This is a genomic window from Pseudarthrobacter sp. ATCC 49987 (genome assembly GCF_009928425.1).
In the GTDB taxonomy this organism is placed as follows: Bacteria; Actinomycetota; Actinomycetes; order Actinomycetales; family Micrococcaceae; genus Arthrobacter.
In genome coordinates this window covers 178,252-191,678 of record NZ_JAABNS010000001.1, presented here as the reverse complement: position 1 = coordinate 191,678, position 13,427 = coordinate 178,252, and the positions used below count along the sequence as shown (strand labels likewise).

14 protein-coding genes are annotated in these 13,427 nt (G+C 64.4%); 1 reads left to right on the top strand and 13 read right to left on the bottom strand.

The features are described from left to right. Positions 1-64 precede the first annotated feature (64 nt). The 8 genes from GXK59_RS00905 to GXK59_RS00870 form a co-directional block, all read right to left on the bottom strand. Positions 65-991: a sugar kinase gene (locus GXK59_RS00905; protein WP_160663609.1), complete on the bottom strand. Its 927-nt coding sequence runs from the start codon at positions 989-991 to the stop codon at positions 65-67. Positions 992-1,026: 35 nt separating this feature from the next. Then, positions 1,027-1,701 carry a bifunctional 4-hydroxy-2-oxoglutarate aldolase/2-dehydro-3-deoxy-phosphogluconate aldolase gene (locus GXK59_RS00900; RefSeq protein ID WP_237393726.1) on the bottom strand — a complete coding sequence of 225 codons (675 nt, stop codon included), beginning with the start codon at positions 1,699-1,701 and terminating at the stop codon, positions 1,027-1,029. A gap of 102 nt (positions 1,702-1,803) precedes the next feature. Next, entirely contained in the window at positions 1,804-2,526 is a 723-nt protein-coding gene (locus GXK59_RS00895; RefSeq protein WP_337248050.1) for an SDR family NAD(P)-dependent oxidoreductase, read from the bottom strand. Then, positions 2,523-3,557, bottom strand: a complete 1,035-nt coding sequence (locus GXK59_RS00890) for a zinc-dependent alcohol dehydrogenase (RefSeq protein WP_160663605.1) — start codon at positions 3,555-3,557, stop codon at positions 2,523-2,525. The genes GXK59_RS00895 and GXK59_RS00890 overlap by 4 nt, the downstream gene beginning before the upstream one ends. A gap of 132 nt (positions 3,558-3,689) precedes the next feature. Further along, on the bottom strand, positions 3,690-4,418 hold the full coding sequence (locus GXK59_RS00885; RefSeq protein ID WP_272927697.1) for an amino acid ABC transporter ATP-binding protein: 729 nt from the start codon (positions 4,416-4,418) through the stop codon (positions 3,690-3,692). Positions 4,419-4,427: 9 nt separating this feature from the next. Further along, entirely contained in the window at positions 4,428-5,117 is a 690-nt protein-coding gene (locus GXK59_RS00880; RefSeq protein ID WP_024365429.1) for an amino acid ABC transporter permease, read from the bottom strand. Then, positions 5,110-5,781, bottom strand: coding sequence for an amino acid ABC transporter permease (locus tag GXK59_RS00875; RefSeq protein WP_160663601.1), 672 nt, complete (start codon positions 5,779-5,781; stop codon positions 5,110-5,112). The genes GXK59_RS00880 and GXK59_RS00875 overlap by 8 nt, the downstream gene beginning before the upstream one ends. Before the next feature lie 85 nt (positions 5,782-5,866). Next, the gene (locus GXK59_RS00870) at positions 5,867-6,703 is read right to left on the bottom strand and encodes a transporter substrate-binding domain-containing protein (RefSeq protein ID WP_272927696.1); all 837 of its coding nucleotides are present in this window, start codon (positions 6,701-6,703) and stop codon (positions 5,867-5,869) included. A gap of 210 nt (positions 6,704-6,913) precedes the next feature. Here GXK59_RS00870 and GXK59_RS00865 point away from each other — a divergent pair, with 210 nt between their 5' ends. Beyond that, the gene (locus GXK59_RS00865; RefSeq protein ID WP_024365426.1) at positions 6,914-7,639 is read left to right on the top strand and encodes a GntR family transcriptional regulator; all 726 of its coding nucleotides are present in this window, start codon (positions 6,914-6,916) and stop codon (positions 7,637-7,639) included. A 4-nt stretch (positions 7,640-7,643) separates the two neighbouring features. Here the strand turns inward: GXK59_RS00865 and GXK59_RS00860 are convergent, their stop codons facing one another. The 5 genes from GXK59_RS00860 to GXK59_RS00840 form a co-directional block, all read right to left on the bottom strand. Continuing rightward, complete coding sequence (locus GXK59_RS00860) at positions 7,644-8,393, bottom strand: SDR family NAD(P)-dependent oxidoreductase (RefSeq protein ID WP_160663597.1); 750 nt, start codon at positions 8,391-8,393, stop codon at positions 7,644-7,646. A gap of 14 nt (positions 8,394-8,407) precedes the next feature. Then, positions 8,408-9,250, bottom strand: coding sequence for a fumarylacetoacetate hydrolase family protein (locus GXK59_RS00855; protein WP_160663595.1), 843 nt, complete (start codon positions 9,248-9,250; stop codon positions 8,408-8,410). Positions 9,251-9,369: 119 nt separating this feature from the next. Next, positions 9,370-10,554 (bottom strand): fumarylacetoacetate hydrolase family protein, encoded by a 1,185-nt coding sequence (locus tag GXK59_RS00850; protein WP_237393724.1) that lies wholly within the window; start codon positions 10,552-10,554, stop codon positions 9,370-9,372. Between the two features lie 8 nt (positions 10,555-10,562). Further along, positions 10,563-12,053 carry an aldehyde dehydrogenase (NADP(+)) gene (locus GXK59_RS00845; protein ID WP_160663591.1) on the bottom strand — a complete coding sequence of 497 codons (1,491 nt, stop codon included), beginning with the start codon at positions 12,051-12,053 and terminating at the stop codon, positions 10,563-10,565. Then, positions 12,050-13,396: an enolase C-terminal domain-like protein gene (locus tag GXK59_RS00840; protein WP_160663589.1), complete on the bottom strand. Its 1,347-nt coding sequence runs from the start codon at positions 13,394-13,396 to the stop codon at positions 12,050-12,052. Before GXK59_RS00840 ends, GXK59_RS00845 begins: the two co-directional genes overlap by 4 nt. Between the last annotated feature and the right edge of the window lie 31 nt (positions 13,397-13,427).

Sequence of the window (13,427 nt, the reverse complement as noted above, 5' to 3'; positions counted from 1 at the left end):
CGTCCGCCGGGACGGCCGTTTCCGCAGCGCCAACGGACAGGCGCAGCCGGAGCTCGGTTCCTCCTTATCGCGTCACTGGTTCGTTTTGTTGCAGAAGGCCAAGTTCCGCCCGCCGCGGGAGCCCTTCCCAATCGCCATAGGCAAGACAGGCAAAAGCTCCGGTCTTGGCGGCGAGCTCAAGTCGTTGTGCCGGGGCGCTGCCGGCCATGAGTTCCGTCAGGTAGCCGGCGACGAACGCGTCACCCGCGCCAACGGTATCCACAGGCTTGATTGGCATGGCGCCCTGGTGGAATAGTTCACCGTCAATGAAAGCGACGGCCCCCTCACTGCCCAGCTTGATTATTGCCTGGGCTGGGCCCATGGCAGCCATGCGCTCTGCCATTTCAGCCGGGCTTTCCGCATTCCCGACCGCCAGGGCTGCTTCGTCGCCGCCGGCAAAGACGACGTCGGCCAGGGGAATCAGCGCGCGGTAGGAATGGCCGGCGGCGTCCGCAGTCCAGAGGTTGGCCCGATAGTTGAGGTCGAACGAGACAGTCACCCCGTTTTCCCCCGCCAACTCCATGGCCTCTCGGACCGTTGCCGCAGCGGATCCGGACAGTGCCGGCGTTATGCCGCTGACGTGCAAGATTGAGGCGCCATTGATCAGGAGCCGGTCAAGGTCTGAGGGTGAGATGCGTGAGCCGGCGCTGCCGGCGCGGTAATAGCTCACCTTTTGCGTCGACAAAGTGCGGCGTTCCTTCAGCATAAGACCGGTCGGGGCTGCTGGGTCCTCCGTAATCCGAACCGTAACTCCCTCCGCCCGTATCTCACGTGCAACGAGCTGCCCGAGGGAATCGGCGCCCACCCGCCCGCACCATACGGCATTCCCCCCGAGCCGCTGCACGCCGATGGCCACGTTCGATTCGGAGCCACCGATGCCAAGGCCCATTGTCGAGACGTGGGCCAGCGGTCCCGGATGCTCTGCCGTGAGGAGCGCCATCGTCTCCCCCATGGTCACAAGGTACGGGGCCGATGGAATGGAGAGATTCACTTCGCCCCCCGCGCCTCGTCGACAAGGCCGCGCAGCCGCACGGCGCGTTCGGTGAGCTGCTTCCGATCTCCGCCGTGGAAGGCATCGCCGATCAACGGTCCACCCAGACTGACGGCGAGTGCTCCAGCGCTGATCCACGCTGCGGCGTCGGTGATGCCCACTCCTCCCGACGGAACGAGTTCGATGTCGGGAAACGGGCCGCGGAGCATAGAAACGTAGCCCGCCCCAACCACCGACGCGGGGAAGACTTTGACGGCGGTAGCTCCGGCCGACCAGCCGGCGAACAACTCCGTCGGCGTCAGGCCGCCCGGGTAGACGGCAACCCCATGTTCGACGGCGGCCGCGATGATGGCCTTATTTGTCAGCGGAGTTACGAGGTACTTCGCCCCTGCCTCGATTGCCCGTAGCGCCTCGGCAACGGTGGTGATAGTCCCCACCCCGAATTCGGCACTAACGCCGAAACACTGCTGAAGCCGCGGAAGTTCTTCGAAGACTCCGGGCGTGCTCAAAGTCAGTTCGACACTGAGCACGCCGCCCTTGAGAAGTGCTTCAATGGCCGGCGCGTAGGCGCTGGCGTGGGATGCCCGCATGACGGCAATCACCCGGGTATCGAGCAGGATCTGCGATGGCGCGGGACGGCTTGCAACGGCAGGGATTGGGATTGAGGACAAGGACATTTCCTTAGGGTTGAGGGGGCAGAGGCACGGCGCACGCGGCACACGGTTCGCGTCAGCGGCCCAGCCATCCCCCGTCGACGGGAAGGATTACCCCGTTTACGTAGTCCGAGGCCCGGGAGGCGAGGAAACCGTTGCGCCGGCGAGGTCGTCGGGGCGCCCCCACCTACCAGCGGGAATTCGCTCGATGATGCCCCTTTCGCGGACAGGATCATCCTGCAACGCCTGGGTGTTATCGGTGGCAATGTAGCCGGGCGCAACCGCATTGACGTTGATGCCCCTGGGCGCCCACTCGTTGGCCAGAGCTTTGGTCAGACCGGCGATGCCAGCCTTGGACGCGGTGTACCCCGGTACGTTAATGCCGCCTTGGAAACTGAGTAGTGAGGCCGTGAAGATGATCTTCCCGCTGCCCCGCTCGATCATTGTCTTGCCGATTTCCCTGCTCAGCATGAACTGAGTGGAGAGGTTCACTTCGATGACTTGATCCCACATGTCGTCTGGGTGCTCCGCTGCCGGCATCCGGGCAATCGTGCCGCCGTTGTTGACAAGGATGTCGATCGGTCCCCCAGCGATCAGGTCGTCCGTGAGTCCGCGTACGGCTTCACGGTCGGCAAAGTCCGCGCGAATACCAGTGAACCGGCGCCCAAGATCCGTAACACGCTGCGCGACGATGCTGCCTTCGGACTCGAGATTGGCCGACACCCCGATGATGTCCGCTCCCGCCTCGGCCAGGGCCACAGCCATGGCAAGGCCAATACCCCGCCGTGCTCCAGTGACGACGGCAGTCTGTCCGGTGAGGTCGAAGAGTCCGCCAACGCTCATGAAGTGACCCCGGCAACAGCACGGCAGTCGACAAGGACTTTCATCGCGCCGCCGGACTCCAGCGCCAGGAAACCTTGTTCGACGTCGTGCAGGGTAACGATCCGCGAGATCAGACGTCTTGCCGGCATCGAGCCGGTGGCCACAAGCCTCACTGCCTCCTCGAAATCTTCGCGCTGGTACAGCCGTGCACCGAACATTTCCAGCTCCCGCCAGAAGAATCGGTGCAGGTCAATCTCCTTGGGCTGAGGATGAATCGCCACCATGACGAGTCGTCCCCGGGTGGTGAGCACTTCGACGGCGGAGTTCACGCCGGCCGCTGCGCCGGAGACTTCGAAAGCCACATCGGCTCCGGCTCCATCCGTTTCCCGCATCACGAGGTCGAGCAGGTTCTGCTCGCGCGGGTCAATGGCGTTGATGCCCGATTCTTTCGCGAGAGCCCGCCTGCTGGGGTCCAGCTCGACAAGCACTACGCGAGCGCCCCGTTTCAGCGCGACAGCCGCGATAAGTTGGCCAACCGGGCCACCGCCGATGACGACGACGAATTCGCCGGCGACTAATCTCGCACGACGAACGTCGTGGACGGCCACTGCGGTTGGCTCGATAAGGGCCGCCTCGTCAAGCGCAAGGTCCTCGGGTAAGGCGACGACGACTTCCGCAGGCACATTCCAAGAGCTCTGCATCGAGCCGTCGGAGTCGATGCCGATGAAGTCCAGCTTGTGACAGATGTTTCCATATCCACGACTGCACGCCGGGCATGAACCGCAGGACCGGGTGGGCATGACGGTTACCGGTTGGCCGACGGCCCACCCGGTCACGCCTTCACCCAAGTCGGCGATGACACCGGACATTTCGTGTCCAATGATCGCCGGCATGCTGACGCGGGCGTCCATGTCACCGTGGAAGATATGCAGATCGGTTCCGCAAAGCCCGGTATACGACACCGCGATTTGAACCTCTCCTGGTCGCGGCGCGGCAGGGCGCGTCTCAATGGTGCCGAAGGTTCGAGATCCGTTGTATGTGGCAGCGGTCATGGAGATGCTCCTTGCAATGGTTGAGGGAGTATAAGCAAAGTGCCCCTTGGACGCCATGGCCCAAGTCGTGGAAGCGGTCCAGGCCGGGAAACGCCACGGCAAGGCGAGCACAGGTCGCGGGGCTGGCGGCGCTTAGAGAACTTTGCTGAGGAAACCTTGCGTTCTTGCGTGCCGTGGAGAGGAAAAGATCTGCTCCGGTGTGCCTTCCTCAACGATCAGCCCCTGATCCATGAAAAGCACTCGGTCGGCTACTTCCCTGGCGAAGCCCATTTCGTGGGTGACGACCACCATGGTCATACCTTCATTGGCCAGGTCCTTCATCACCGCCAGCACTTCGCCGACGATCTCGGGGTCGAGGGCGGAGGTCGGTTCGTCAAAAAGCATGATTTTGGGGTCCATCGCCAGCGCCCGGGCGATGGCAACCCTCTGCATCTGGCCGCCCGACAGGCTCCCCGGGAAGGTGTCCATTTTTTCTGCGAGGCCGACCTTTGCCAGGAGCATTTCGGCCTTGGCGCGGGCTTCTTCTTTCGAAACCTTCCCTACTTTGAGCGGGGCAAGCATGACGTTGTCGATGACCTTCAAATGCGGGAAGAGGTTGAAATGTTGGAAGACCATCCCCGCCTCCTGCCGAACCAGGTTGATGTTGGTTTTTGCGTCGTCCAGCCTGTGTTTGTTGATGACGATACTGCCGGAACTGATCGATTCCAGGCCGTTCATGCACCTCAAAAAGGTGCTTTTCCCGGAACCCGAGGGGCCAATGACGCACACGACCTCCCGCTCACGGATGTGGCAGTCCACCCCCTTAAGCACATGGTTTGGTCCGAACTTCTTATTAAGGTTCTCAACAAAAATCACTGTCAATATTCCGTTCTAGAGGCCCGCGGGCTCTGGGAGTTTGAGGGGGTCGACGTGGATCCCGGTCCTTTTCTCATACAGCCGCCCCAACAGGGAGATGCTGTAGCAAATGACGAAATACATGGCGGCTACAACCAGGAATGTCTTGATGGGATCACCAGTCAGGTTGGTGACAACGTTTCCCGCGTGAGTGAGCTCGAGTAGGCCGGTGACGGTAACCAGCGACGAGTCCTTGACCAGACCGATGAGGAAGCCGATGCCGGGCGGAACCATGATCTTTACCGCCTGGGGCAGGATGACGTACCGCAGTTTCCGCCAGTAGTCGAGGCCCAAGGCGTCGGCTGCTTCGCTCTGCCCCTTGGCGACAGCTTCGATGCTGCCGCGCACGATTTCAGCCACATAGGCGGCAGCAAAGCAGGTCAGCGCTATCACGGCCGAGGAAAACTTGTCCGGTTCCAGGCCCGGAAACAGCAACGGAATCCCGAAGAAGACGAAGAAGATGATGACCAGCACGGGAATCCCGCGTACGCAGCTGATGTAGATGGTGCTGATCCAGCGCGCAATTCTGCTCGGGGAAGTCCGGGCGATGCCGAGGATCAGGCCGAAGATCACTCCGAGTATTCCGGACACAGCACAGAGCTGGATGGTCAGCCACGCCCCCTCGGCCAGGGGCACGAGGTCCTGCCACTCGAAGTCCCTAAACATGCGTCCCCACCGCCCACCGGAACAGTGTCGTTTCGGCCCGCTTTGAGACCAGCGACATCAGTGCTGATACTCCGAGGTAGAGGAGCCCACCGACGGCAAGCACCTCAATGGTCCGGTACGTGGTGTTGCTGACGCTCATGATCGCGTTGGTCAGTTCAGGGAGCGAGATGATGGATCCAATCGACGAGGCCAAGAACAGCAGAATGAGCTGGTTGGTCAGTGCGGGGAAAACGTTTCGGGTGGCCGGCAACAGCACGATGTAGCGGACGATCTGGGCGGGTTTCATGCCCAGCGCTTTCCCTGCCTCACGCAGGCCGCGGGGCACCGATTCGAACCCTGCGCGGTAGATTTCGGCTGTGTAAGCGGCATTGTTCAGCGTGAGGCCGATAATGGCCGCCCAGACGGGCTCGAGGTTGATACCCAGGCCGGGAAGGGCAAAGTAGATCAGGTACAGCTGCACGAGCAGAGGCGTGTTGCGGATGGCCTCGATGTAGCAGGTGCAGAGGACGCTTACCGATTTTCCGGGTCCGGCCTTCCCCAGGTACACGACAACACCGAGCGCGCTTCCCGCCAGCATGGCCACGAGGGTGATGTACAACGCAGTCCAAAGCCCCTCCAGAAGAAGCGAGCTGTACGGGAGAAGGTCTCCAAAATATAAAGCCATGTGCAAAGGGTCCTGTTCGTGAACGGCAGCGAGGGTGGAGAACTTCAGGTCCTCCACCCACGCTGGAGGGTGCGTCCGACTTCTGTTAGTGGGCGAGGAAGGGGGGCAGGCTCAGCCCAAACCACTTCTGCAGCGAGGCCTCGTTCTGTCCGGAGATGTTGTAGTTCCGGATGAAGTTGTTGAGGTAGTTCAGCCACGTCTGGTCTCCCGGCTTAACGCCGATCGAGAACAGTGCCGGCTTGATCGGGTCGCCCTTGAGGACCTGGAACGCGGCAGGCTCTTTCTTCACCAGGCCGCCAACGATGGCGTTGTTTTCGATCAAAGCGTCCACCTTGCCGCTCTTGAGCGCCTGAATGGAGTCGGCCGTTGTGTTGAACCCCGTCACTTTGGCGTTGGGGAAGCTGGCCTTGAGGATCTGCTCGCCCACGCTGCCCCTGGAGGTGGCCACCGATTTGCCGTCCAAATCGGCGTAGGTGGTGATCGGGCTTCCAGCCGGAACCATGAAGACCGTGGAGCTGGCAGCGTACGGGTCAGACATTTCGACTACCTGGGCACGCGCATCCGAAGCAGTGAAAGTGGCAATCACGACATCCGCCTTATCGGTCTGCAGCAAAGGGATGCGGCTTTCGTTCGTGGCGGTAACGAACTCGACCTTTGCGCCCAGCGAGGCACCAAGCGCGTTGGCGACGTCAATGTCGAAACCCTCACGGTCCCCAGACGAATTCATTACCCCGAAACCCGGGGAGTCTGCACTGACGGCAATCTTGACCGTCTTCGATTTGAGAACCTTCGTGAGATGGCTGTCCGCCACGGCTCCTGGTGCGGCGCCGGCGTTAGCGGCGCCGTTCGATGAACAGCCCCCCACCGCCAGGGCCAAAGCGACGGCCGGAACAAGAAGCAACTTCGGTGTTGCTCTGAACATGGGAACTCTCCTGTGATCGTTAGTGCGTATCGGAAGTGGGCGCTGACGGCCCGGGTGTCCCCGGCCGCTTTCACGACGAGGATCGTATAGGAATATGTTGTATCATATATGCAATGTGATCCAGGTCAAGCTTTGCGAACTTGGGCCTGTCGCCCAGTTGCCAGCGGGGCGCCCGCATGGGGTGCGCGCGGCCACAGAGAGGAAAGACAAATGACGGCACCAACCGCAAGCGACGCCGCGCTGACCAAGGTCGCTGCCGGCGGGGTCTACTCGGCACTTCGCCAGTCGATACTGGACGGCGACATCACCCCGGGCACACGCATTAACATCGACGCCGTCTCCAGGCGGCTGGGAGTGTCCCACACCCCGGTCCGAGAAGCCCTGCAGCGCCTGGAGGGCGACAACCTGCTGATGTATTACCCAAGCCGCGGTTACAGCACGACGCCGCTGCTGAGCCTTTCGGAGCTCCGGTCCCTGTTCGAGTTCCGGCTTCTGGTTGAGCCCTGGGCGGCGCGCTCTGCCGCGGTGGAGCGCCTGTCAAACCCGGCCGGAGCCCTGCGGGCAGAGCTGGCAGCGCTCGAGCGTCACGTCGATGACACGGCAAACCTGCGCCAGGACCTGGTGGCCCACGATGCACGCTTCCATGACCTGATTTTGGCCTCTGCCGGCAACCAAGTCGTCCAGCAGGCCTACGTCCAGACTCACTGCCATCTGCACATGTTCCGGCTCTACCCCGCCGACATGGACGGCCGGATCACCCTGACGGAGCACCACGCCATTCGCGAAGCTATCGCAGCCCAGGATCCAGGCGCGGCCGAAAATGCGATGAGCGAGCACATCCGCAACTCCTTCTACCGCTTCGCGCGGGCATTCGACGAGGAACCGACTGCGTTGGCTGAAGCCACGCTCGTGCGGATGACCCCGGATCGCCCGTAGCCTCTTAACCGGCCGGACGCAGGCGCAGCGCCTGCATGCCGCCGTCGACGGCTAGTTCGGTTCCCGTGGTCGAGCCGGCAAGAGGGCTCGCAAGGTAGGCGATGGCTGCTGCGATCTCTTCCGGAGTGACCAGCCGTCCGTGCGGCTGGCGGGCCTCCAGCGCAGCGCGTTCTGCCGCCGGGTCCTCGGCCTGGCCCAGCAGGCGGCTGACCCATGGCGTGTCTGCGGTGCCCGGATTGACGCAGTTGACCCGGATTCCCTCACGGATGTGGTCCGCCGCCATACTCATCGTCAGGGCCCGCACAGCTCCTTTGGTTGCCGCGTACAACGCGCGGGCCGGCAACCCGGCGGTGGCGGCAAGGGAAGAGGTATTGACAATGGCGGCGGCGGGCGACCGCCGGAGGTAGGGCAGTGCTGCACGGCATACGCGCACTGCCCCGACCACGTTGACGTCGAAAACGCGGTGCCATTCGGCGTCGTCGTTATCCGCAACAGTGCCCTGCGCACCTATCCCGGCGTTGTTGACCACGACGTCGATTCCACCCAGTTCCCGCGCGACCCGCTCGACTGCGGCGCGGACGGAAGCGTCATTGGCGACGTCGCACTGGATCGCGAGCGCCGAAGCGGGCACGCCATCCGGATTAAGATCCAGCACCGCCACTTTGGCTCCCCTTCTGAGCAGATGGGACGTCGTGGCGGCTCCTATACCGGAGGCTCCGCCGGTGACGATGACCCGGATACCTTCAAACTCCATGCCTGGCTCCCCGTTCATGCTACGAACTCATGACGCTGGCGTCCCAGCCCTTCGATCTCGATTTCCACAACATCGCCGGCCTTCAGATACGGGAAGCGTCCGGACAACGCGACCCCCTCCGGTGTGCCGGTGCAGATCAGATCGCCCGGCTCGAGAACCATGTACTGACTCAGGTTCCAGATAATGGTCGCGACGTCGAAGATCATGTCCGCCGTGGATGAATCCTGGCGGAGTTCGCCATTGACCCAGCTGCGCAGCCGCAGATCACCGGGGTGTACCTCCTCGGGGGTGACCAGGTATGGCCCGGTGGGGCAGAACCCAGGCGAGCTTTTGCCCTTGGACCATTGGCCGCCGGAAACGTTCAGCTGGAAGTCACGCTCGGAGAGATCATCGACCACCACGAACCCTGCAATGTGATCGCGGGCCGCTTCCGTGGACTCCAGATATGAGGCACGCCTCCCGACGACCACACCGAGTTCGACTTCCCAGTCGGTCCGGGTGGATCCGCGGGGGATGCACACAGCGTCGTCCGGACCCGCAACGGTGTTGGGGGTCTTGAGGAAAATGACCGGGTGTCCAGGCGGCTCCGCGCCCGATTCCGCGGCGTGTGCGGCGTAGTTCAGGCCGACGCAGATAACAGCCGACGGCCGCGCCACCGGGGCGCCGTAGCGCACGCCGGCTGCGCTGACTTCCGGGAGTGTCCCCGCTGCCAGCGCGGCGGCGGCTGCCGCCGGACCGCCCTGGGACAGGAAGTTTCCGTCGACCGCCGGGGTGAGGCTGCTGAGCGCATAGTGCCTTCCCTCGTGGACGAGAACGGGTTGTTCGGCGCCTGCGGCGCCTATCTGGGCAAACTTCATGAAAGTGTTCCTTTCGGGCATTCATCGGTACGCAGAAGGACGACGGCGGGAAGCTCCCACCGTCGTCCTCCCCCCAATCCGGGCTGTCAGCAAACTGCCTGCCGGCCGGTCTGTGTGCGTTAGCTGGCGCTGAGGGTGGATTCCGGGACGTTGCGCTGGTCATGCAGATAGCCGAAGAGTTCCCGCAGACCGTATGACCATTGGGGCAGCTCCTCCGCCGCGCCCACACGGTTCACGAGCGCGCCGAGGTGGCTGCTGCGGATGGTCACGAGGTCGCCCGGCCGGTGGGTGAAGCCCTGCCCGGGCTCCTCCCGGTCCTGAGTCGGCGCGAACAGGGTGCCCGTGAAAAGCGCGAAGCCGTCCGGGTACTGGTGGTGGCTGCCGTACGTCGCCGCGACCAACTCCTCGAACGGCCGGCTGATCCGCGCCACGGAGTTGCGGCCCTCCAGCGCGTAGCCGTCCTCCCCCTCCACCCGCAGCAGGATTTCCTCCTGGCGCAACGTCTCCAGGCTGAAGCTGCCGTCGAACAACCGGATCAAGGGCCCCAGAGCGCTGGACGCGTTGTTGTCCTTCGCCTTCCCAAGCAGCAGGGCGCTCCGGCCCTCCACGTCCCGGAGATTGACGTCGTTTCCGAGCGTTGCGCCCACCACGGCCCCTTTCGAGGTGACGATGAGCACCAATTCCGGCTCCGGGTTGTTCCAGGTGGAGAACGATGGAATTCCGACCCCGGCGCCCAGCCCCACCGAGGAGAGCACTGGGGCTTTTGTGAAGACCTCGGGGTCCGGTCCGATGCCGACCTCAAGATACTGTGACCACAGCCCCTCAGCGATCAGCACTTTCTTGGCCGCGGCTGCCTCCGCTGAACCCGGGCGGATGGAGCCTATGCTGCCGCCGAGTGTACGTCCCACCAGCTCACGCATCTCCAGGGCGCGGCTGGCGTCCCCGCCGCACCGCTCCTCGATGACGCGCTCGATCATGCTGTCCACGAAGGTCACACCGCAGGCCTTGATGACCTGCAGATCCACCGGGGCCAGAAAGTGCGGACGGTCCAGTTCCTGCGCCAGGGATGCACTGACAATGTCGTCAGTGCTCCACCGCGGCTCCGTCAGCGCGGCACGCATTGCGGCCGCCAGGCCGGGAAGCTCCAGCAGTTCGGAGACCGTTCCCGCCAGGCCGGTCAGATCGAAGACATCACCCTCCTGCACCGCGACCACTCTGGGTCCGGCCGTTGCGGGGTCCCAGAGCCGGCCGACCAGCAGGGCCTGCGCCGCATCGTCCGGGAGGACCGATGCCGCAGAAGCCACGGGCGCACTCACCGCTGACCGTCCCTTGGTTCCGTGCGCCCAGCCGGAGCCGCAGGCACCTGCCAGGTCCCGTCGATCCGCTGCGGCACGTTCCACGGGTTGGCGTCCCGCAGGGGTTCCGGCAGCCGTCCCTCGGGGAAGGACTGGTACGCCACGGGGCGCAGGAAGCGGCGGATGGCGGCCGTGCCCACCGAGGTGGTGGCCGACGTCGTGGCCGGATACGGGCCGCCGTGGTGCTGGGCGTAGCTGACGGTGACTCCCGTGGGCCAGCCGTTCCAGAGCACCCGGCCGCTGATGTCCGTCAGCCGTGCCGCGAGCTCGGCGACCTCATCATCCGGTTCCGCCTGCAGCGTCGTGGTGAGCTGTCCTTCCAGGAGCTCAGCGAGCGCGGGGAGCTCAGACTCGTCGCCGTATTCCACCAGCACGCTGGCGGGTCCGAACATCTCCTGCCGGAGGATCGACGGATCGCTGCGCACGGCGGCAGACGTCGTGTGAAGCAGGGTGGGCGCCGGAGTCTCGGCGAAGTCGCCCTCGACGAGAACATCCACCCCGTCCCCCCTTTGCAGCGAGCGGACAGCGTCGGAGAACCCCTCGTGCAGGCGGTCGCTCAGCAGCCGGGTCGGAACAAAACCCGCCAGGGCGTCGCTCAGCACCTCCCGGACCCTGTCGGTGTGGCCGCCGGGCACGAAGAGGAGTCCCGGCTTGGTGCAGAACTGGCCCATTCCCATCGTGAAGGAACCGGCATAGCCGCCAAGGATCTCGTCACGCCGCGCAACCCAGGCCTTTTCGGTCACGAACACCGCATTGATGCCGCCGAGTTCGCCGTAGAACGGGATCGGCTCCGGACGGGAGTTGGCGCGGTCGAACAGCGCCCGGCCACCCGCCGTCGACCCCGTGAAACCTATGGCCTTCACCAGGGGATGGTCCACCAAAGCCTCTGCTGCGGCCCTCCCAGCGACGAGCGAGAACAGCCCGGACGGCGCCCCGGCGACGTCGAGCGCCGCGACGACGGCCTCGGCTGTGCGCAGCGCGAGTTTCAGGTGTCCGTCGTGTGCCTTGTGGACGACGGCGCAGCCCGCGGCAAGTGCCGAGGCGCTGTCCCCGCCGATCACACTAAAGGCAAAGGGGAAGTTGGATGCCCCGAATACACCGACGACGCCGATTGGCACGTTGAGCCTGCGCAGGTCGGGCCGCGGGCCCATGCCCCACTCCGCGTCCGCCTGGTCGATGGTCGCATCGAAGTGCTCGCCGGCACGGATCTCGGTGGCGAGGAGGCGAAGCTGGAAGACCGTGCGCTTCAGTTCGCCGCGCAACCGCGCCTCACCGAGGTGCGTCTCCTGAACGGCGATTTCCACCAGCGTCTCCGCGTCGGCCTCGAGACCGTCCGCCACCGCGTCGAGCCAGCTCCCCCGGGTACGGGGGTCCGCGGCGCGGCCCTTTTCGAACGCTGTGTGGGCAGCCTCAACCTGCGCGTTCAGCTCGGAGATTGCCGTGGTCATCGGACCGCGCCGGTGGCCGCCAGCGAACCGCCCGTGACGGCGGCGCGGTCGCCGACCTCCAGCCAGCCGGCGCCGCCGGGAAATTCCCACCGGGAGCGGGAAGCGCTAATCATTTCGGCTCCCGTGCCCGGCAGCTGCGGCGCGGCGTAGCGGCCGTTGACGATGCGGACCGGCTCGGCAAAGTGCTCGTGGAGGTGGTCGACGTATTCGATCATGCGCCCGTCCTGGCTGCCGCTGACAGCCGCGTAGTCGAAGAAGGAGAAGTGCTGGACGAGTTCGCACAGCCCCACCCCGCCGGCGTGCGGGCAGACCGGCACGTCGAAGCGGGCGGCGAGCAGGAGATTGGCGATGTTCTCGTTCACGCCGCCGACGCGGGTGGAGTCCAGTTGGAGCACGTCGATGGCCCCGGCCTGTAGCAGTTGCTTGAAGACGATGCGGCTTGCGACGGCCTCGCCGGTGGCGACGCGCACGGGGGAAACGCCCTTGCGGATCTCCGCGTGGCCCAGGATGTCATCGGTGCTGGTGGGCTCTTCAATCCAGTAGGGATTGAACTCGGCGAGCTGGTTGACCCATTCGATGGCCTCGGACACTTCCCAGCGCTGGTTGGCGTCGATAGCGATGGGCAGATCGCCGACGGCCTGGCGCGCCAGGGCCATCCGGCGGCGGTCGTCGTTGATGTCGCCACCCACCTTGAGCTTGATCATGGAGAATCCGTCGGCTGCCGCTTCCTTGCTGAGCCGGACCAGCTTCTCGTCGCTGTAGCCGAGCCAGCCGGGAGACGTCGTGTACGCCGGAAAACCGTCCACCTTGAGTGCTGCGATGCGGGCGGCCTTGCCGTCCTCGCCGGCGCGCAGGATATCGAGCGCCTGCTGCGGGCTCAAGGCATCCCGGATGTGGGTGAAGTCCACGACGTCGACAATCTCCTCTGCTGGCATCTCACTGAGCAGAAGCCAGAGGGGCTTGTTTTCGCGCCGTGCCCGGATGTCCCAGAGTGCGCTGACCAGTGCACCACAGGCCATCTGGGTCACGCCCTTTTCCGGGCCCAGCCAGCGCAGCTGGGAATCATGGATGAGGCGTTTGGAGGCGCCGCCGAGGTCATAGATGAGTTCGTCGATATCGCGGCCGAGCAGGAGCTTGGCGTAGGCCTCGATCGCATGGGTGAGGATCTCGTTGCCGCGGCCGCAGCTGAAGACGAAGCCGTGGCCCTCGTCGCCCCCATCGGTGCGGATGATGACGTAGGCGGCCGAGTAGTCAGGGTCCACGTTGACGGCGTCAGAGCCATCGAGCTCGAGGGACGTGGGGAAGCGTACGTCCTGGGTACGGATGGAAACGATGGAAGTCACAGTTATCTTCTCTCTGGTCAATTACACGAGC